This is a genomic window from Propionivibrio sp. (assembly GCF_049316945.1).
Taxonomy (GTDB): domain Bacteria; phylum Pseudomonadota; class Gammaproteobacteria; order Burkholderiales; family Rhodocyclaceae; genus Propionivibrio.
In genome coordinates this window covers 1-19,310 of the sequence record NZ_JBMOJE010000013.1, presented here as the reverse complement: position 1 = coordinate 19,310, position 19,310 = coordinate 1, and the positions used below count along the sequence as shown (strand labels likewise).

Annotated in this window: 17 protein-coding genes and 1 pseudogene; 5 read left to right on the top strand and 13 right to left on the bottom strand. The window is 58.4% G+C overall.

Translation table 11 applies throughout. The features are described from left to right. The 8 genes from cheZ to motA form a co-directional block, all read right to left on the bottom strand. A complete protein-coding gene (cheZ, locus tag ACOYNV_RS04945; protein WP_422898637.1) occupies window positions 1–894 on the bottom strand; it encodes a protein phosphatase CheZ in 894 nt (297 codons plus the stop codon). 1 nt (window position 895) lies between these two features. Then, window positions 896–1,285 carry a chemotaxis response regulator CheY gene (gene cheY, locus ACOYNV_RS04940; protein WP_422898636.1) on the bottom strand — a complete coding sequence of 130 codons (390 nt, stop codon included), beginning with the start codon at window positions 1,283–1,285 and terminating at the stop codon, window positions 896–898. 25 nt (window positions 1,286–1,310) lie between these two features. Continuing rightward, window positions 1,311–2,249 carry a chemotaxis protein gene (locus ACOYNV_RS04935; protein WP_422898682.1) on the bottom strand — a complete coding sequence of 313 codons (939 nt, stop codon included), beginning with the start codon at window positions 2,247–2,249 and terminating at the stop codon, window positions 1,311–1,313. A gap of 62 nt (window positions 2,250–2,311) precedes the next feature. Then, window positions 2,312–3,256, bottom strand: a complete 945-nt coding sequence (locus ACOYNV_RS04930; protein WP_422898635.1) for a chemotaxis protein — start codon at window positions 3,254–3,256, stop codon at window positions 2,312–2,314. A 336-nt stretch (window positions 3,257–3,592) separates the two neighbouring features. Beyond that, window positions 3,593–4,255 carry a chemotaxis protein CheB gene (locus ACOYNV_RS04925; protein WP_422898634.1) on the bottom strand — a complete coding sequence of 221 codons (663 nt, stop codon included), beginning with the start codon at window positions 4,253–4,255 and terminating at the stop codon, window positions 3,593–3,595. Beyond that, on the bottom strand, window positions 4,230–5,105 hold the full coding sequence (locus ACOYNV_RS04920; RefSeq protein WP_422898633.1) for a CheR family methyltransferase: 876 nt from the start codon (window positions 5,103–5,105) through the stop codon (window positions 4,230–4,232). Before ACOYNV_RS04920 ends, ACOYNV_RS04925 begins: the two co-directional genes overlap by 26 nt. An 84-nt stretch (window positions 5,106–5,189) precedes the next feature. Continuing rightward, window positions 5,190–6,152: a flagellar motor protein MotB gene (motB, locus tag ACOYNV_RS04915; protein ID WP_422898632.1), complete on the bottom strand. Its 963-nt coding sequence runs from the start codon at window positions 6,150–6,152 to the stop codon at window positions 5,190–5,192. A 22-nt stretch (window positions 6,153–6,174) separates the two neighbouring features. Beyond that, window positions 6,175–7,032 (bottom strand): flagellar motor stator protein MotA, encoded by an 858-nt coding sequence (gene motA / locus ACOYNV_RS04910; RefSeq protein ID WP_422898631.1) that lies wholly within the window; start codon window positions 7,030–7,032, stop codon window positions 6,175–6,177. Between the two features lie 195 nt (window positions 7,033–7,227). Here motA and ACOYNV_RS04905 point away from each other — a divergent pair. Then, window positions 7,228–7,770, top strand: a pseudogene (locus ACOYNV_RS04905) (NUDIX hydrolase). Between the two features lie 26 nt (window positions 7,771–7,796). On the opposite strand, the gene ACOYNV_RS04900 reads toward ACOYNV_RS04905, so the two are convergent. Next, window positions 7,797–8,486 (bottom strand): TonB family protein, encoded by a 690-nt coding sequence (locus tag ACOYNV_RS04900; protein WP_422898630.1) that lies wholly within the window; start codon window positions 8,484–8,486, stop codon window positions 7,797–7,799. A gap of 462 nt (window positions 8,487–8,948) precedes the next feature. Here ACOYNV_RS04900 and ACOYNV_RS04895 point away from each other — a divergent pair, with 462 nt between their 5' ends. From ACOYNV_RS04895 to ACOYNV_RS04885, 3 genes are all read left to right on the top strand, one after another. Then, a complete protein-coding gene (locus ACOYNV_RS04895; RefSeq protein ID WP_422898629.1) occupies window positions 8,949–9,893 on the top strand; it encodes a cation diffusion facilitator family transporter in 945 nt (314 codons plus the stop codon). Window positions 9,894–9,896: 3 nt separating this feature from the next. After that, on the top strand, window positions 9,897–11,963 hold the full coding sequence (locus tag ACOYNV_RS04890; protein WP_422898628.1) for a FeoB small GTPase domain-containing protein: 2,067 nt from the start codon (window positions 9,897–9,899) through the stop codon (window positions 11,961–11,963). A gap of 143 nt (window positions 11,964–12,106) precedes the next feature. Beyond that, window positions 12,107–12,709, top strand: coding sequence for a hypothetical protein (locus ACOYNV_RS04885; protein WP_422898627.1), 603 nt, complete (start codon window positions 12,107–12,109; stop codon window positions 12,707–12,709). Window positions 12,710–12,876: 167 nt separating this feature from the next. On the opposite strand, the gene ACOYNV_RS04880 is transcribed toward ACOYNV_RS04885, so the two are convergent. From ACOYNV_RS04880 to ACOYNV_RS04865, 4 genes are all read right to left on the bottom strand, one after another. Beyond that, window positions 12,877–13,569: a hypothetical protein gene (locus tag ACOYNV_RS04880; RefSeq protein WP_422898626.1), complete on the bottom strand. Its 693-nt coding sequence runs from the start codon at window positions 13,567–13,569 to the stop codon at window positions 12,877–12,879. A gap of 204 nt (window positions 13,570–13,773) precedes the next feature. Continuing rightward, window positions 13,774–14,676 carry a lipase family alpha/beta hydrolase gene (locus ACOYNV_RS04875; protein ID WP_422898625.1) on the bottom strand — a complete coding sequence of 301 codons (903 nt, stop codon included), beginning with the start codon at window positions 14,674–14,676 and terminating at the stop codon, window positions 13,774–13,776. A 202-nt stretch (window positions 14,677–14,878) separates the two neighbouring features. Beyond that, the gene (locus tag ACOYNV_RS04870; protein WP_422898624.1) at window positions 14,879–16,477 is read right to left on the bottom strand and encodes a GMC family oxidoreductase; all 1,599 of its coding nucleotides are present in this window, start codon (window positions 16,475–16,477) and stop codon (window positions 14,879–14,881) included. 202 nt (window positions 16,478–16,679) lie between these two features. Further along, a complete protein-coding gene (locus ACOYNV_RS04865; protein ID WP_422898623.1) occupies window positions 16,680–18,095 on the bottom strand; it encodes a coniferyl aldehyde dehydrogenase in 1,416 nt (471 codons plus the stop codon). Between the two features lie 294 nt (window positions 18,096–18,389). Here ACOYNV_RS04865 and ACOYNV_RS04860 point away from each other — a divergent pair, with 294 nt between their 5' ends. Further along, window positions 18,390–19,118: an FFLEELY motif protein gene (locus ACOYNV_RS04860; protein WP_422898622.1), complete on the top strand. Its 729-nt coding sequence runs from the start codon at window positions 18,390–18,392 to the stop codon at window positions 19,116–19,118. Window positions 19,119–19,310 lie beyond the last annotated feature (192 nt).

The window sequence follows — 19,310 nt, the reverse complement described above, 5'->3', positions numbered from 1 at the left end:
CTAGAACCCCAGGCTGTCGAGCAGATCGTCGACCTGCTGCTGACTTCCGACGACGTCAGTACGCCCAGCGGCATTGATTACCGGGCCGTTGAGCAAAGTATTGACGGACTCGGTACGTTTCTCTCCCGGCATCGTTTCAATGAGCACGTTCATCAGTTGCGACTCCAGTTCCTGCGCAACCGCAATCACTTTCTTGATTACCTGACCGGTCAGATCCTGAAAGTCCTGCGCCATCATGATTTCCAGCAACTGCTCCTTGGTCGCTGCGGTTCGCTGCGGCACGGCATTCTTGAGGAAGGTACGTGTTTCCGCAGCCAGAACCTTGAACTCTTCGACCCCCATCCTGTTGGCGAACAGTGCGTCCCACTTCGAGCCGAGCAAGGTCGCTCCGGCTTCCAGTTCATCCTGCAAGGGATTGGCGATATCGGTGGCGTTCAACACCTTGCACGCCGCCTGCTCGGTTAGGTTGGCGATGTAAGCCAGCCTGTCCTTGGCATCAGGAAGCGCAGCGACGGTACTTTCAATCAGCTTGTCGTAGCCCAGACCACCCAAGGTGTCATGCAACTGCCTGGCCATCTGTCCGACCTGGAGGAATACCTTGCCTTGAACCGGCCACTCACCCGATTCCTCAGTCGAACCTGAATTGCGATCGGGGGGGCTTGCGCTATCGGCTGGCCTCTTCTCGGCTATTGAATCAAACAAGGCCTGCAAATCTTGCGAGTCGTCGGTTGAACCTTCGCTTTCACGCAACTGCTGCATAGGCGAAGGCCGGCTTTCCGCAACCGGAGCGGACTTAGGGGCGGGCGGCGGCGCTGTAATTGCAACACCACTGGCAATGCTGTTGAACAAAGCCTCAAGTTCGTTCGAATCCCCGGATGTATTAGCGTCGCTCATCTCAAACACCCATCTTGTCAAATATTTTCTGCAGCTTCTCGGCCAGCGTCGCCGCAGTAAAAGGCTTTACGATGTAACCGCTGGCCCCGGCCTGGGCGGCGGCAATGATGTTTTCCTTTTTTGCTTCGGCCGTAATCATCATCACGGGCAAATGTTTCAGGGTTGGCGTCGAACGAATCGCCTGCAGCAACTGCAGGCCGTCCATATTCGGCATATTCCAGTCAGTCACGACGAATTCGAATCCTCCGCCCTGGAGTTTCTGCAGAGCAATCGCACCATCTTCTGCCTCGTCAACATTGGTAAAACCCAACTCCTTGAGCAGGTTTCTGACAATACGGCGCATCGTAGAAAAATCATCGACTACCAGAATTCTCAACTTCGGATCAGCCATTCTTTAATTACTCCTGTGTTTCTTCTTATCGTTCGAGCATTGGGCGCAGCGTGTCAGACAATATCTCGGCATCAAACTTGGCCACGTAGGCATCGACACCTACCGCCTGTCCCATGGCCTTGTTGGCCTCTGAAGAGAGCGAAGAGTGCATGATGACCGGGATGCCGACGAAACGTGCATCGGCCTTGATGTGCTTGGTGAGTACGTAGCCGTCCATCTCCGGCATTTCCGCATCAACGAGAATGAGGCGGACCTCATCACGTAGCGAAGAGCCCGTCTGCTGTGCATGCGTGGCCAACCCCTGCAAACGGGTCCATGCTTCCAGGCCATTGGTGGCATGTTTGTGCTTGACACCGAGCTTGTCCAGCACTTCCACAATCTTGCGTCGGGCGACGATCGAATCATCGACGAAAAACACCGTCGTATTTTCGTCAACCTGTGCCGGAGTTATGTCGACAATGATCGCCTCGCCAAACGCATTGGCGAGAATCTGCTCGACGTCGAGAAGCGATACCAAAGTACCGTTCTCAAGCTCGGTAATGGCCGTAATGAGCCCCTGATTCGACGACAGAATGCTTTCCGGGGCTCTGACTTTGTCCCAGTCAACCCGGATGATGCGGTCGACGTCATGCACCAGAAAACCGAGCGTGCGCTTGGAGTATTCGGCAACCATCATGGTCTTGCCACGCTCGACCGGCTTATCCTTATGATCCAGAAAATTGACCAGCGAGAGCACAGGAATGACGTTGCCACGCAGGGAAACCAATCCTTCGACGCCGCGTGGCATATTCGGCGTTTTGGTGATATGCGGCGTCCGCCCCACTTCGCGCACCTTGAACACGTTGATCCCGAAAGTCTCCCGCGTTCCCAGCGAAAACAGCAAAATCTCCATCTTGTTGGAGCCAGCCAACTTTGTTCTGGCATCGACGCTATCGAGCAGGCTTCTCTTTTCCACCAAGTCCATCGTCATCGTTATACTCCAACGAGATCACTACTGTTTCAGGTTTTAGGCTGAATAACGGGAAACTACCCCAGCAAGCGCCGCGTGAGCACTTCCGAAAGTTTCAGCGCTTCAAATTTGGGTACATATTCATCCACACCCACCGACTTGCCGAGTTGCTGATTGGACATCCCGGACAGAGACGAATGCATGATTACCGGCACACCGGCAAAACGCGGATCAGTCTTGATTCTCTTGGTCAGGATATATCCATCCATTTCCGGCATCTCGACATCGGTCAGAACCAGACTGACGAGATCAGTGATATTCTGGCCGGAAGACTCGGCAAGGTTGGCGATTTTATCGAGCTCTTTCCAGGCTTCGAGACCATTTGTCGCGCCGACGTACTTGACGTTCATCGCCTCGAGAGCGCGTGTTATCTGCTTGCGCGCCACCACCGAGTCGTCGGCAAAGTAAACCGTCAAATTCGGGTTGTTGAGTGGCTTGATCTTGCGGTAAACGCTTTCCTCGTCGTAATTCGTCGTTTGGGAAAGCACCTTTTCAACGTCCAGCATCATCACCAGTCGACCATCGGGCAACTCGGTAACCGCCGTAACCAGCCCGCCCATCTCGGCCAGCAACATATCTGGTGGGACCTTCATCTGACTCCAGTCCAGGCGAAGAATGGTATCAACCCCCTCAACCAGAAAGCCCTGGGTATGCCCTGCGTACTCCGTAACAATCATGATCGAGCGTGGCGTTTCGGTGGCCACGCCGGCATAGCGAGCCAGGTCGACAACCGGAACCAGAACGCCACGCAGACTGACCATCCCCTCGACCGATGAAGGCATTTCAGGTGCCGAAGTAATCGCCGGCGTACGCATGACTTCACGCACCTTGAAAACGTTGATGCCAAAAGTTTCCCTTCGCCCCGTGTTCGAATTGGTGCCGAGCGAAAACAGCAAAATCTCCAGCTTGTTGGTGCCGGCGAGCTTTGTACGAGCATCAATATTCTTCAGCAACTCTGACATGCCTGAACTCCCTCCTGGGTAATAACATTACCACTTTACCAGTACATCTTAATCGAACAAGGGGCATTTCACCATAAACATCTGCAGAAAAAAAGGGCTCAATAGCGCATCAAACCTGGTTCTTGTTGAAAACTCATAGGCCCGCCATGAGGGTGCAATCCGGCTTGTTGTCGATCATTGCCGAGGCTAATCACCTGTCCTCATCACAGCTATCCAATTATGGACTACGACCAAACCGGTCTTGTCTTTAGCCAAATCTTGCCTGAATGCCTAAAATCAGGCGGCCTGGAGCCAGTTCCGTCAGATTTCTCAGTGTCTCAATGCATTCACCAGTGATCATGATGGGCCTGTCCTGCCAAGAACCGAGAGAACTCGCCGGGATAGCGCATCCAGGCTGGCGACTTCTTCGACTGCACCAACCATCGCCGCCTCACGCGGCATCCCATAGACGATACAGCTCGCCTCATCCTGACCGAAGGTGCGTGCACCTGCCATTCGCATGCGGAGCAGGCCGTTGGCACCGTCCTTGCCCATGCCGGTGAGAATAACCCCGATTGCGTTGCTCCCGACAACGTCGGCCGCCGAGTCGAAAAGCACGTCCACCGAAGGGCGGTGGCGATTGAATGGCGGCGTTTTCAACAGCTCGGTGATGTAACCCGACGCACGACGCCTGATCGTCAGGTGTGAATGACCGGGGGCAACATACACTGTACCCGATTCGAGCGACTCACCGCCTTGGGCTTCTATTACGCGTGGTTGACAAAGGCTGTTCAGGCGGGCAGCGAACGAAGCGGTAAACGTCTCCGGCATGTGCTGCACGACCATGATCGGCACGCAATCTGGCGGGATGCCCAGCAAAAAGTTCTTGACCGCCTCCGTCCCGCCCGTCGATGCACCGATAAATATGATCTTGCTGCCGTTGGCCACCGGTCGTGCCACCCTGCTGCCTGGCGCAGTCGCTGCTTTGGGCATCTCAGCGCGGCCTGGACGCGAGTTCATACACGGTTTTTCCCTGTGACCGGAACAAATCGGCGGCGTGCATGAAACTCTCCGAATGCCCGGCAAAAAGAAGACCGTTGTCACCGATCAAGGGGGCAAAACGCGACAGGATCTTGTACTGAGTCGGCTTGTCAAAATAAATCATGACGTTTCGACAGAAAAGGGCATCGAATGGACCGCGAACCGACCAGTTGGGCTCCAGCAAATTCAGCCGCTGAAAACTGATCAGGCGACGCAATTCCGGACGGACGGTAAAGAGCCCCTCCTGCGCGCCCGAGCCTTTCAGGAAAAACCGGTTCAATCGCTCGCCAGAGAGCTTGTCGACACGATCCAGCGGATAAACTCCTTTCGCTGCGGTAGCCAGCACATTGGTATCCAGATCGGAGGCCACGATGGACACCGGTACGTTAAAACTGTTGAAGGCTTCAACCGCTGTCATGGCGATACTGTAGGGCTCTTCTCCGGTCGATGCAGCCGAACACCAGATCTTGATCGGTGAACGCCCATGCAGCTTCTTCAGATGCTCGGCAAGAATCGGGAAATGATGCGGTTCGCGAAAAAATGAAGTGAGATTGGTGGTCAGCGAATTGACGAATTTCTCCCATTCGTTCTTGTCGCCGCGCTCCAGCAGCGTCAGGTACTCGAAAAAAGAGTTCAGCCGGGTTTCGCGCAAACGGCGCGCCAGACGGCTATACACCATATCCTGCTTGGCGGCCGAGAGGGAAATGCCGGCATGTTCGTAGATCAGCTTGCGCACACGCTCGAAATCCGCTGCAGTAAAAGCGAATTCGCGATCAGTTGAATCGCGCAGGGCTGGCACCTTGTTCCAGGCAGGCTTTTGTTCAATCATCAATCAGATCCCTCGATTTTCCACGGCGAACCAAGGTGAGCAAACCCCACGACAGCCCTGGCCGGTCGCCTAAGACCCGGCAACTCAATTCCTGGCGTCGGGTTTTGCCGGCGCAATCAAGGTTTCGGCATCCGTTTCGTTAGCCATATCGGCCATATCGACCGTGGCATTTCCGTCTTCCTGCAGCATGGCTTCTTCGGTTCGCTTGTTCAGCACGACGATATTGATGCGTCGATTGGCCGAACTCAAGGGGTCGTTCTTGTCGTACAGCACGGTCGAGGACAGGCCAACGACACGCAAAACCTTGTTTTCGTCCATGCCTCCGGCAATCATTTCGCGGCGCGACGCGTTCGCCCGATTGGCCGACAGTTCCCAGTTGGAGAATCCTTTCTCGCCATCACCGAACTGCGCCGCATCGGTGTGTCCGGAAAAGCTGACCTTGTTGGGCACGGCGTTCAAGGCCCTGCCGATCTCGCGCAGAATCACCTTGGAATAGGGCTTGAGTTCAGCGCTGCTGGTGTCGAACATCGGGCGGTTCTTCTCATCGATGATCTGGATGCGCAGCCCCTCTGTGGTGACGTCGATCAGCAACTGGTTCTTGAACTGCCTGAGCACCGGATTGCTGTCGATGAGCTTCTCGATGTTCGCTTTTAGCTCGTTAAGCGCCGTTTTCTCACGTTGCTCGAACTCCTTGCGCGCTTCAGCTTTGGCTTCCCTGATCGTGGCTGCCTTTTTCTTGGGTTCCAGTTCACCACGCTTGACCTGGCCAGCGCTGCTGGTCAGATCCTTGCCGCCGCCCTTGAGAATGCTCGTCGCGTCACCTGCCCCCGATCCGCCCGACATGCTGACCTTGACCGGATTGGTGAAGTAATCGGCAATGCCCTTGAGATCACCAGTGGCCGTTGAGCCAAGTAGCCACATGAGAAGGAAGAAAGCCATCATGGCGGTCACAAAGTCGGCGTAGGCGATCTTCCATGCCCCGCCGTGGTGACCACCGGCTACCTTGTTGATGCGTTTGATGACTATCGGTCGGACATCATCACTCATTGGGTCGCCTCAGGCCAGGCCATTATTTACCCTTGCGACTCTTCAGTTCGGTCTCAAGCTCAATGAAGGTAGGACGGTCACCCGAGAAAAGTACCTTGCGTCCGAACTCGACCGCCACCTGTGGCGCGTAGCCCGACATTGACGCCAGAAGAACCACCTTGATCACCTGATAAATTTTGGAGCCTTCTTCGGCCTTCTGCTCAAGCAAGGTCGCGACCGGCGTAATAAAGCCGTAGGAAATCAGGATGCCAAGGAAGGTGCCGACCAGCGCGCCACCGATCATCTTGCCCAGCACCGCCGGTGGTTCGCCGACCGAGCCCATGACGTTGACCACACCCATCACGGCCACGACAATACCGAAGGCGGGGGTTGCATCCCCCAGTTTGGCCATGATGTGTCCGGGAACCATCACTTCATGGTGGTGCGTCTCGATTTCGATATCCATCAGGTTTTCGATTTCAAGGGCATTGAGGTTGCCGCCGACCATCATCCGTAGATAGTCGGTAATGAACTCCATGACGTGATGATCGCTCGACAGTGCGGGATACTTGCCGAAGATCGGGCTCTCGTGCGGGTTCTCGACGTCGTTCTCGATCGACATCAAGCCCTCCTTGCGCACCTTGGCCAACACCTCGAACAGCATGGCCAGCAAGTCGACATAAAGCGTCTTGCTGAATTTCGAGCCCTTGAAGAGACCGGGCAGGGCGCCAACCGTCGATTTGATGACCTTGATATCGTTTCCGGCCACGAAGCCACCGATCGTCAAACCCACGATGGCGATGTATTCGAGGGGCACCCACAAGGCCGCCAGGCTCCCGTGAACCGCATAGGTTCCGAGTGCCGAAATCAGAATGATGACGTAGCCGATGATCAGAAACATTCAACCTCTCCCTGCCATGCCGTGCTGAAGATACGCTTGTTCTTTATTTATGCTGAACTCGGCATCTTAAAGCGTGATGGCGCCCTGTGGGAAATAAAAAATGCAGTCAGAAAAATTACCGAATAAACACCACCGCCCGGCACCCGCACTGCACCTATCGTATAGAATCCGAACGATGAACAAGGACTCCACGTCATGAACTACTGCAACCTGTGCGGCGCAACGGTTGAACTCCGCGTCCCGCCTGGCGACTCGCTGCCGCGCCATGTCTGTCAGCATTGCGGAACGATCCATTACCTGAATCCGAAGCTCGTTGTCGGCTGCGTCGCCGAATGGGAGGGCGATATCCTGCTCTGTCGCCGCGCCATCGAACCGCGCTACGGGCTGTGGACGCTGCCCGCCGGCTTCATGGAAAATGGCGAATCGACAACCTAGGCCGCCTTGCGTGAAACGCTCGAAGAAGCCTGCGCGCGAATTGAAATCGACGATCTTTTCTCGCTGGTCAATGTGCCGTACATCAACCAGGTGCACCTGTTCTATCGCGGACGGCTGCTCGACACTGACTATGCCGCCGGAGCGGAGAGTCTCGAAACGGTACTTTTTTCCGAAGCCGACATCCCGTGGGAAGAACTCGCCTTCCGCAGCGTTACGCTGTGCCTCAAGGCCTATTTTGCCGACCGCCGTGCCGGCCGTTTCGAATTTCATGAAGACGATCTGACGCCGTCTGCGGGTTACTGATCCGTTACTGATCCGTTACTGATCCGCTACTGACTCTCATCCAGGCTGAACTTTATCGACAAGGGAACCCGCATATCACGCCCCTTCAGGCCTTCGGGCAGGGTCGTTACTCGCGCCGCCTGCGCAATCGTTTCCAGCGCCTGCTCGTCAAGAACGCCACGACCGCTCGATCGAACCAGCAAAACCTCCGGCAGCGGTGATCTTGCATTAATGTTGAGCGCCACTTCAACCGTACCCTCCCACCCGCGCTCACGAGCCAGCGCCGGATAGCGCTTGAAGCGTCGTGCCGCCGTTGCCAGCGACAGGCGGTACTGGCGCATATCATCGGCGCTGACGCCCTCGCGCGCCGGCTCTGAGCCGGCTCCGGCCTTGGCTGCAAGGCCCGCTGAAGACGACGGAGGCGCGGCATCACGCACCGCCTGTTGATCCGGCGGCTCTGAGAATGCGCTGACTGGAGAAGGCGCTGGAACAGCAATCCGTGGTGTCACTGCCTTGCGCACGACCGGCACAGAAGGCTTTACAGGCTCAGCAAGCGGCTTTGTGGCCGGCTTCGCTGGCTCGCCACGGCGGTCGCGACTCACCACCACATTGATCGTCGTTGCCGGCAAATCCAGCCGCAGCGGATACATGCGCTCAATACTCAGCAAGAGCGCGCCATGAATCAGCAAGGAAAAAGTCAGGGCCTGCAACAGCGTGCGGCGAGAGGAGGGGGGCATCGGTAGCTTTGCCAGCAGATGAATGGCTCAAGGCATAAGAATAACGCACCACCTCCCAATACCCTTCGGCAATGCGCATTACCAGTGCTCTGATGAGGGTTTGTACGATCAGGTTTTGGTGTTAAATTGACATTGGTCTGTGCAGATCGAGTCCAGCATCTCCTTGTACTCTGGCTCCAGACGCGGCACGCTCAAGTACGCAGCCCCTGACAGGCCGGATATCCTGGAAAAGGCAGTTGACCACGGCGAACACGGCGAACGCAACGGAAAAACAATGGCTTGTAATGTTTTCATGAATCACCCTTTTGGTGAGCCATTAAATGCTGAAAAACTGGGGCATTTCGCTGTGTCCGCCGTGTCGCCGTGGTTTGAACTGCGGTTTTTAGGGTTATTTCCCCCAACCAGACCATCGACACCAGCGCTCTGTTGCGGCCTGACAGGCGTGAGACAAGGACAATCACTTTGCAGTTCACCGAACTTGATGACGACAACGAAGATGCAGAACATAGCGCCACCATGCGCGCTGCCGCCGCATCGAAAAGCACCTGGGTCAGCGTCGCCGTCAATCTCCTGCTGACGATCACCCAGATTGCGGCCGGCGTTTTCGCCAGATCGCAGGGTTTGATTGCCGACGGCATTCATTCGCTGTCGGACTTGGTCGCCGATTTTGTCGTTCTCTTCGCCAACCACCACAGCCAGAAGGCGGCCGACAAGGACCATCCCTACGGACATCACCGTTTTGAAACGGCGGCTTCGCTGGCCATCGGCGTGCTGTTGCTGGCCGTCGGCGTCGGCATGCTGTGGTCGGCGTTCAAAAAGCTGGAAGCGCCCGCCAGCGTGCCGACGGTGCATATCGCGGCGTTGTGGGTCGCCGGTGGTGCGCTGCTGGTAAAGGAACTCCTGTTTCGCTACATGCTGGCGGTGGCCAAACGCGTCAAATCCAGCATGCTGGTGGCCAATGCCTGGCATGCGCGCTCCGACGCAGCCTCCTCGCTGGTGGTTGGACTGGGCATCATCGGCAATCTGGCCGGCTATCCGATCCTTGACCCGATTGCCGCCTTGATCGTCGGCTTCATGGTCAGCCGGATGGGCTGGACCTTCAGTTGGGATGCGTTGCACGACCTCATGGACCGCTCGGCCGATGACCTTGAAGTGCAGGCCATTCGCCAAACCATCAGCGAAACCCCCGGAGTACTGGGCGTGCACGAACTGCGCACGCGCAAGATGGGCGACCTGATCGTCGTCGACGCCCACCTCGAAGTGGAGGCCACCCAAACCGTCGAGGCCGGACACGAGATTGCCGTCCATGTCAGGCATCGGGTCATCCAGCGGCATCGCGTCCTCAACCTGATGGCCCACGTCGATCCTGCCCTGAGGCCGGATCGGGACCACATCCCGGTGCGCTAACCAATGGCCCAGTCAGGCACCAAATCCACTTCCGCAGTGCAGACGATCCCGCTGCACGGCCCGCTGCTGCGCGGCGAGCGGCGACCGCGCGTGGCGCTGATCGGCCGTTATGGTGTCGGCAAAAGCACCATTTTCGACGATGCCTCCAGCCCGGTGGCGCGTCATGAACGTCTGGCCGGCGTTGGCGGGGCTTACCAGGAATGCGTGGTTGACGTCGGGCTCGACCAGATCGCGCTGGTCGATCTGCCGTCGATCGACTCCCTGCATCATCTGAGCGCCCACGATCAGGTCGTCCTCATGTACCTGTTGTGGGGCGATCAATGGCCGCTCGTTGCACCGCACGAAGTGCACAATGAGGATGCCGACTTCCCGGCTCCGGATGTCCTGATTCAGGTGGTCGACGCCACGGCGCTCGAAAAGGATATCGAGCTTTGCCTTGAGTTGAGCCTTTTCGGCCGCCCCCTGGTGATCGCCCTGAATCGGGTCGACGAAGCCCGGAAGAAGGGTCTCTTCATCAACGTGCAAGCACTCAGCGAACGGCTGGGCGCACCCGTCATCCCGACCATCGCCCACATGGGAAAGGGCATACTGGAGCTCTTCGAGGCGGTTCTTGATGTGGCGCGGAAGAATACCTGCCCCTTGCCGCAACCGCCTACCCGACATATCGCCGAAAGCCTGAAACCGCTGAAGGCGGTGATTTCCCGCCCCGAAATCGAAGAGGTCTTTCAGGTGCCGCGCGCGCTCCTGCTCTCGCAACTGGCCGAAAACGACGACTATTTCCTGCACGCCCTGAGCACCCACTTCCCGGCCCTGGTGCCCGAAATAGCGCTGGCCAGAACGCAGGCGGAACAGACGCTGCCACGCCCGCTCTCCGACGAGTTGCACGCCGACCGTCACCATCGTGCGGCGCTGCTATTCGAAGCCGTCAGCAGCCCGCGTGGCGTCGACTCCGGCGAAGGCTGGCGGCGCTGGCTCGACGAATTGTTCCTGCACCCGCGCTGGGGTTTGCTCGGCAGCCTGCTGGTTTTCGCCCTGGTGCTGCTGATCGTCTTCGAAATGAGCGCGTTCCTCGACTCCTGGACTTCGGCGCGGCTGGCCAACTGGGTGCAGCAATGGGAGCCGGCATCGACCGCCGGCGTCGTCGGCCGTGCCGTCGCCGACGGCCTGGTCGGACTGGTCGGCATCGTCGCTCCCTACATGCTGCCGCTGGTCCTGCTACTGGTCACACTGGAAGAATCCGGGGTCATGCATCGTGTCGCCTTCGTTGTCGACCGCGGCTTTCACCGCATCGGCTTGCACGGCGGGGTCGCGGTTCCCTTCCTGATCGGACTCGGCTGCAATGTCCCGGCCATTTCTGCCGCCGCCACCACGGGATCGCGACGCGAACGCGTGGTATCGGCCATCCTGATCACCTTCGTTCCCTGCTCGGCGCGTTCGGCGATCATCCTGGCCATCGGCGGCAAGTATCTCGGCGGCCTCGGCGTGTTCTCGATTTTCATGCTCACGCTGATCGTCATTGCCCTGCTCGGCAAATTGCTGGCGCGTCGCTACTCCGATAGCGCACCGGGCATGGTTCAGGAAATCCCGCCCTACGCGCTGCCGGTGTGGGGAAAAGTATGGCGCAAGACCTGGGAGCGGACCGAAGATATCGTCACCATCGTCACGCCGCTGCTGGTCATCGGCAGCATCGTTCTGGCGCTGCTCAGCCACTTTGGCGCCGATGCGCTGATCAACACCGCGCTGATCCCGATAACCTCCTGGTGGCTCGGTTTGCCGGTCGTCCTCGGCGTCCCCATCCTGTTCGGCGTACTGCGCAAGGAACTGTCGCTGCTGATGATCTACCAGGCACTCGGTACCTTGGAAATCATGCCGCTGCTCGATCATGTGCAGATTTTCACCTTCCTCGTTTTCCTGACTTTTTACGTCCCCTGCCTATCGACTTTCGCGGTGATGCTCAAGACGCTGGGGCGCAAGGAAGCCTGGGTCTCGGTGTCGATCTCCCTGGTCAGCGCCCTGCTCATGGCCGGCGCGGTGCGCTTGCTGCTGGAAGTGGCGAGGGCCATCGGCTAGCAGGCTAGTAGTCAGTCACGGCAAAACCGATGGGTAGCCCGTCATTCCGGGCTTGACCCGGAATCCAGAGGTGCATCACTGGATTCCGGGTCAAGCCCGGAATGACGAATATTTTGACTCAATACAAATTTGGACAAAGCCCGATGAAGGGTCAAAATGGGGCCAACAACAATCCTGAAAACATCATGGACCACCTGATCAAAGACAGCGTGACACTGGAGCTTTTTGCCTGGCTGGAACCGGATGCCGAGTTGCCAGGCTGGGACGTGCTCACCGGCAACCCCTTCGGCACCTCGTTGCCCGAAGACCAATTCACCACGGTGCAGAATTATTTCGCCGAATACCATCTCGAATACTACCGGCAGCGCCTCTACAACCACTTCCCCAGCCGCCTGCACGCATTGCTGCTGTTTGCCACGCGCGTCGATGCCGAGAATTTCCGCGCCAAGCATCCCGGCCGTGTCTTTGGCAAATACCTGGTTTGCGCGCACAGCAAAGGGCCTTACGTCGTCTCGTTTCACGATTCGAGCTGGCTCGATTACCTGCGCCTGCCGCACAGCCTCACCCTGTCGACACTCAACGAAGTTTCCGACCACTACTGGAAGGGCGCGCTGGTCGAGGAAATCGGCCTCCACTTCATGAACGAACGCTGGCGCGAACCGCCGGTCATCGAAGCCCTGTTTCAGGGAACGCTGGAACCCCTTCATGCGCAGCAGCAGACGCTCTTGTTGCCGGGGTTTGCCTGACAGAATCTTGCGGGAGCGCAGGTTTTCTCAGCGGATACCAGTCTGCAAGGCAATGAATACGGGCATCTCCAAGGCATATGTCGCGCCAGCCAATGTTCATGCGGGTCTCCAGGCATGCAAGGCCAGAACAGCCGATTGACGCGCCTCGCAGCCCATCGTTTCGCCGACTATCTGATCATCGCCCCGACCGCTGAGTCCTTGGCCGGCGGCGGCTTCGCTATGGGCGCTATCGGCGCTATCGGCGGAACAACCGGCAGCAACAGTATGCGCGGCTTGGGGTGGTTCCGAAGCGTGGCATGGCGCATGAAAAACCGGATCGGCGCGGCCTTTTTCAGCACCCGACCATCACCGTCAACAATACTCGCGTCCAGTTGCATGCTCTGGTTGGGCGGCGGCAACTCATCGCCCCAGAACTCCGGGGGAATCATGAATTCGGTCGCGGTAAAGCGCTGGCCGACCCGGCGACCGTTGATGCTGACCACAAAGGCGTGTCTTTCGCCCAGTTGCAGCGGCGGATCGACGGCAACACGCACCTCGAAGATGGCGGTATTGGCGACGACGCTGCCGTTGTTCTCAGGGGAAACCACAGCGAGACTGCGGTAGGCAACAGCAGTGGCATCGGGCTTGACACTGTCACTATTAGCCACCGCTGCGGCGCTGGGTGCGGCTGTCCTGGCTGCCGCTGGCGGAGCCACGACGTTGAGCGGCGGCAAGGACACCTCTTTGGCGCCAGCCTGCGGCTTGTCGGAAAAAACCGGGCCTTGTTTGCCGGGGGTTACATAGACGCCCTGCGCGTGCAGCGTTGCGCTCTGCACCATCAAGGCACAAAACAGAAAAACCGTCGTGACGAATGATTTCATGAGCACCTCCGGAACCTTCTCATTCAAACTAAAAACCGCAGCTGGATGTAATGCCAATGCCGCAAGCCCTCATCCCCGGCCCTTCTCCCGCAGGGAGAAGGGTGCAAACCCCCTCTCCCCGCGGGAGAGGGTTGGGGTGAGGGCGACCCCCCGTCAAACCTGGCTTTGCGGTCAATTTGTCGCGGTCAGCTGAGGTTTTAAGGTTCAAACCTTGTTGCCCCGCTTTACTGGATCAAGCCCATCCAGCAAGGCTTCGGCCACCCGTGGCGAATAAACCATGGACAGATGCCCCAGCCCGTCAATCGCCATGTTCTGCGCGCCCGGCAATTCAAGGTTCGACTGCGGGATCACGTAGTTGTCATGCGAGCTGAAGATGACCAAAGTATCGATCGCCGGCGCTTCGCTGGCAAGAGTCGCCAGCCACGCACTGCCCGGCGTCATCTGGCGGGCGTTCTCGCCTATCCCGAATTTTGCCAGTTCGCTACCCGCATGCGGTGTTCCCAGCGTCACCAGCCGGGCCACTTTCGCCCCCCCATTTCGGCGCAGATAGGCACGCGCCGCCAGTCCGCCCATGCTGTGCCCGACCAGGATCACTTGCTTGGCGCCGGTTGCGGCGAGCACCTCGTCGATACGCCGGGAGACGGGTTCCACATAATTCTCGATACTCGTATAGATCGGCTCCAGGCTGATCGTCGCCACCGTCCAGCCGGCGGCCTCAAGGCGTCGGCGCATCCACCACCATGCCGCTCGCGAACAGCCGAAGCCGTGAATCAGCAATACCGGCGGACGCTCGCTGTCCGGCCGCAGGCGATCAGTTCCCATCCACAAGCGCTCGAAAGGAGAAATCAGGACGAAGTTGACGATAAATGCCGCATATTCAGCGAGAAACATGGCGACGGACTGCCATGGCCCAAGACGAGGCCACGGCGAATGGTGGAGCCAGGTAAAAACATAGGTCAGGCCGGTGATCCACAGCCGTAAACCCAATACGCCAGCCAGCGCGAAGAGGCCCGCAGCGAGCGGAGTGGCAGCGAAATAGTGCAGAGCCAGCGTCGAATAGACGGCCAGCTCAAGCACGATAAACAGTCGAAGAGCGATGGCAAGCATGAAAGTAATAAATCCTCAGAAGCAGTCGAAAAACAGGAAAACTGCGTAGACCGTGAAAGGTGGCAATACTGGCCATTCAGCCAAAAAACCTCAATCTATCCACGAAAATCACGAAAGACACGAACAAAATCAAGAGCTTGATTCTTTTCGTGCTTTTGGTGTTTTTCGTGGACGAACTGCTTTTCTAGGTTCGGCCGTCCGATCAATCCCGGCGCGAAGCCTTGATCATATCCGAAGCCTTTTCGGCAATCATGATCGTCGGCGCGTTGGTGTTGCCGCCGACCAGCAAGGGCATGATCGACGCATCGACAACGCGCAGGCCGCTCAGGCCGTGCACACGCAATTGGGCATCGACAACGGCCAGCGGATCATTGCCCATCTTGCACGTACCGACCGGATGGTAAATGGTTTCCGCCTTGTTGCGAATGAAGTCCCGGATTTCTTCGTCGCTCTGCACTTCGCGTCCCGGAACGATTTCCGCGCCACGATACGCAGTGAAGGCCTTGGCCGCGAGAATCCGGCGCGCCAGCTTGAAGCCTCGGACCATGTGCTCCATGTCTTCCGGGTGCGAAAGATAGTTGGCACGAATCGCGGGCGGGGCAAACGGGTCGCTGTCGGGCAGACGAATCTCGCCCCGACTTCGGGGGCGCAGATTGCACACATGCAGCGTATAACCGTCGCCGCACAGGAATCCCAAGTCACGGCCGTGGTCGCGCAACTTGCCGGGGCTGAAATGGAACTGCAGGTCAGGCAAGGCTTCATCAGGCGAGCTTCGCGTCACGCCACAAGCTTCCGCACCGTTGGTGGTAAACATTCCGCGCCCCGAAACCAGGTAGCGCAACAGATCGACCCCGCCACGCAGGACATTGCGCCAGGTGATGCCGTAGGAAATGGGCTGGGTGCAGGCTTGCACCAGCGTCACATCGAGGTGGTCCTGCAGGTTCTGGCCGACGCCCGGCAGATGATGATGGGGTTCGATGCCGATCGGCTGCAGTTGCCGGGCATCCCCTACGCCTGAGAGCATCAGCAAGCGCGGACTCTGGATGGCGCCGGCCGACAGAATGACTTCCCGACGCGCGCCGACCTGCTGCAAGCGCCCCCGATGCTGATATTCGACGCCAAGCGCCCGGTGTTGCTCAAAGATTACCCGCGTCGCGTGCGCCCCGGTAATTACCGTCAGATTGGCGCGCGATCGGGCCGGCGTCAGATAAGCACGGGCCGTGCTGCAGCGGCGACCGTTTTTCTGCGTCACCTGAAACTGCCCGACACCTTCCGGATTCGCGCCATTGAAGTCGTTGTTGTACGGCAAGCCGGCCTCCAGCCCGGCCTCGATGAAGGCTTGGGTCAAGCGGCTGGGGCTGCGCAGATCGGCCACGTTCAGCGGCCCGCCGGTGCCGTGAAACGCGGAAGCGCCGCGCTCCTGATTTTCCGAACGTTTGAAACAAGGCAAGACCTCGGCAAACGACCAGCCCGGATTGCCGAGGGCCGCCCATTGGTCGTAGTCGTCCGGATGGCCGCGCAAATAACACATGGCGTTCGACGAACTGCTGCCGCCCAGGGTGCGTCCGCGCGGCCAGAACATCCGTCGCCCGCCCATTTCCGGCTCGCCCTGGGTAGTGAAATTCCAGTTCAGCACCTTGCTGCGCATCAACCAGAGAATGCCCATCGGGATATGAATAAGCGGATGCCAATCCGGCGGGCCGGCCTCCAGCAGGCACACCGTGACATCCTCGTCTTCGCTCAGCCGGGCGGCCAGCACGCACCCCGCCGAGCCGCCGCCAACAATCACATAATCAAACACGTTCTGGCCTCCCGAGAACCTATGAAATTTTCAAGAATCCACCGCAGAGGCGCAAAGGCGCAGAGAAAACGCAGAGGAACCCCCATTGTTTTTAAAGGTTTTCTCTGCGAAACCTCTGCGCCTTTGCGCCTCTGCGGTGGGTGTTCGGCATTTCCTCACAGCTTCTGAGCATGAGATAAGCATCAGCAACTCACTTTCTGCATCATCGCAACAGCACCTTCATCAGACGCTCGAACAAGGCCCCATATGGTGGCTTGAACCAGCCGATACCGGAGAACCTTGACTGACGGAAGACAGCCTTCTTCGCCGAAAACGTCTGAAAGCCGTCAAACCCGTGATAACAACCCATGCCGCTTGGCCCGACGCCGCCGAAGGGCAGGTCGTCCTGCGCGATGTGCAAAATGGTGTCATTGATCGTCACCCCGCCCGAAACCGTTTCATTGAGTACCTTGTCGATGCGCGACGAATCGGTATCGAAGTAATAAAGCGCCAGCGGCCTGGGTCGCGCATTGACGAAAGCAATCGCCTGATCGAGATCGCCATAAGGGATCAGCGGCAACAGCGGCCCGAAGATCTCCTCCTGCATGACGCGCATGCCATCATTAACGCCGCGCAGAACAAGCGGTGGCAGGCGGCGTGACAGCGGATCGGCAGCCACCCCGGGTATCAGTTCGATAATTTCAGCACCTTGTTCACGTGCATCCTCAATGTATCCACAAAGCCGGGCGTAGTGGCGCGCATTGATGATGGTCGTGTAATCCGGGGTCTTCTGAATATCGGGGTAACAACGCGCCATTACGCGGCGTGCCGTGTCGACGAACGCCTGTTCGCGTCCGGCCGGCAACAGCACGTAGTCCGGCGCGATGCAGGTCTGACTGGCGTTGAGCGCCTTGCCGACGATGATCCGCTCAACCGCTTTGTCGAAATTCGCCGCTTTCCCGATGATCGCCGGCGACTTGCCGCCGAGTTCCAGCGTTACCGGCGTCAGGTTATCAGACGCCGCGCACATGACGTGATGACCCACCGGCGTCGACCCGGTAAATAGCAAGTGATCGAAGGGCAATCTGGAAAAGGCTTGAGCGACAGACGCATCGCCCTCGACCACCGAGACTTCATCGTCGGCAAAATTACGGGCGATCAACTCGGCAAACAGGCGCGCCGTCGCCGGAGTAAATTCGGACATCTTGACCAGCGCCCGGTTACCGGCGGCCAAGGCTGCAACGAGCGGCGCAACAGCCAGGAAAATCGGGTAGTTCCAGGGCACGATGATGCCCACCGCGCCGAGCGGCTGAAAACGCACCTCGGCGCTTCCCGGCTGGAACCAGAGCGAAACCTTGCGCCGTTGCGGACGCATCCAGCGACGCAGCTGCCCGATCGCATCAGCCAGCGCTTCATGGCAAGGGAACAATTCAAGCAGTCGCGTCTCGACCGGCGAACGGTTCCCGAAATCACGACTCACCGCAGCGGCCAGGGTTTCCGCGTTGTCACGCAACACACGTTCAAGCACTTTGAGACGCCGCACCCGTTGTTCGACGGACGGATTCGCATCGCTTCGCGCCGCCTGCCGGATACGGCTAAAACGGGATTCAAGCGAAACCATTTCCAGTCGATCATTCATGCTGAAAACCGCAGTTGAAAGAGGCTAATTGACCGCCAAGCCAAGTTTGACCGGTGTGTAGCCCTCACCCCAACCCTCTCCCGCGGGGAGAGGGGGTTTGCACCCTTCTCCCCGCGGGAGAAGGGCCGGGGATGAGGGCTTGCGACATTGGCATCACATCCAACTGCGGATTTAAGGTTCATGCTCTCTCCAAGGCTTCCTGTTCTATTCGTTTTGAGTGTATGCCGCCGCCCGGCTACTCGCCAGGTGAATTTTTATGAATGAAGTTTCACCAGCCGTGCATAATTCGTCGCCATGGATAATTCAGGACTAAAAGACGAGAAGCTGGCGTGCACCGAGGCGCTGCGCCAGCATCTGCAGACGGCGAAAAGGTTGCGGCGGCAGGCCAATGCAGCGCCAGCGACCGCACGCCAGCGCCTGTTCCTGCGCGAGTGGCAGGCCGGGCGCCTGGCCCACACCTACGCCGACCTGCTGGCCAGCGAACGTTTTGGTCAGGCGGCGCAGTTCTTTCTCTCCGACCTCTACGGCCCGAAGGATTTCAGCAGCCGCGATGAAGAAGTCGAACGGATTCTGCCCTTGCTGATCAGCCTGCTGCCGTTCTCTGCCCTGCAAACCCTCTCGCTGGCCATCGAAGTCGACGCCCTGAGTGAACTGCTGGACGCCGCCATGGTTGTTGAACTGGAGCGCGCCGGAAGCATCGAGCACATCGACGAAGCGGCCTATGCCGCCGCCTACCGTTGCGTCGGCCGCCGCCCGGAGCGTGAGCGGCAGATCATGCTCATCCGCAATACCGGTAAAGCCCTGGAAAAACTGTCCCGGAAAACCCTGCTCAACACCCTGCTCAAGCTGATGCGCGGCCCGACGCACCTCGCCGGACTCGGCGATCTGCAAGCCTTTCTGGAAAACGGATTTGCTGCCTTCCGCCACATGGGCGACGCCAGCGAGTTTCTCGACTGTATCGAAAGCCGGGAACGCCGGCTGTTCACCAACCTGTTCAGTGGCGCCGCTCAACCGTTTGCCTGATCCTAGAAAAAGCAGTTGACCACAGCGAACACGGCGAACAGCGCGAAGCCTCCCTGAAGAGGGACAGCGTAAAAAAGATGACTTGCAATGAATTCATGAATCACCCTTTGGGTGAGCGATTAAATCCTGAAATGCTGAGGATTTTCGCTGTGCCCGCCGTGTCGCCGTGGTTTGAACTGCGGTTTTTAGGAT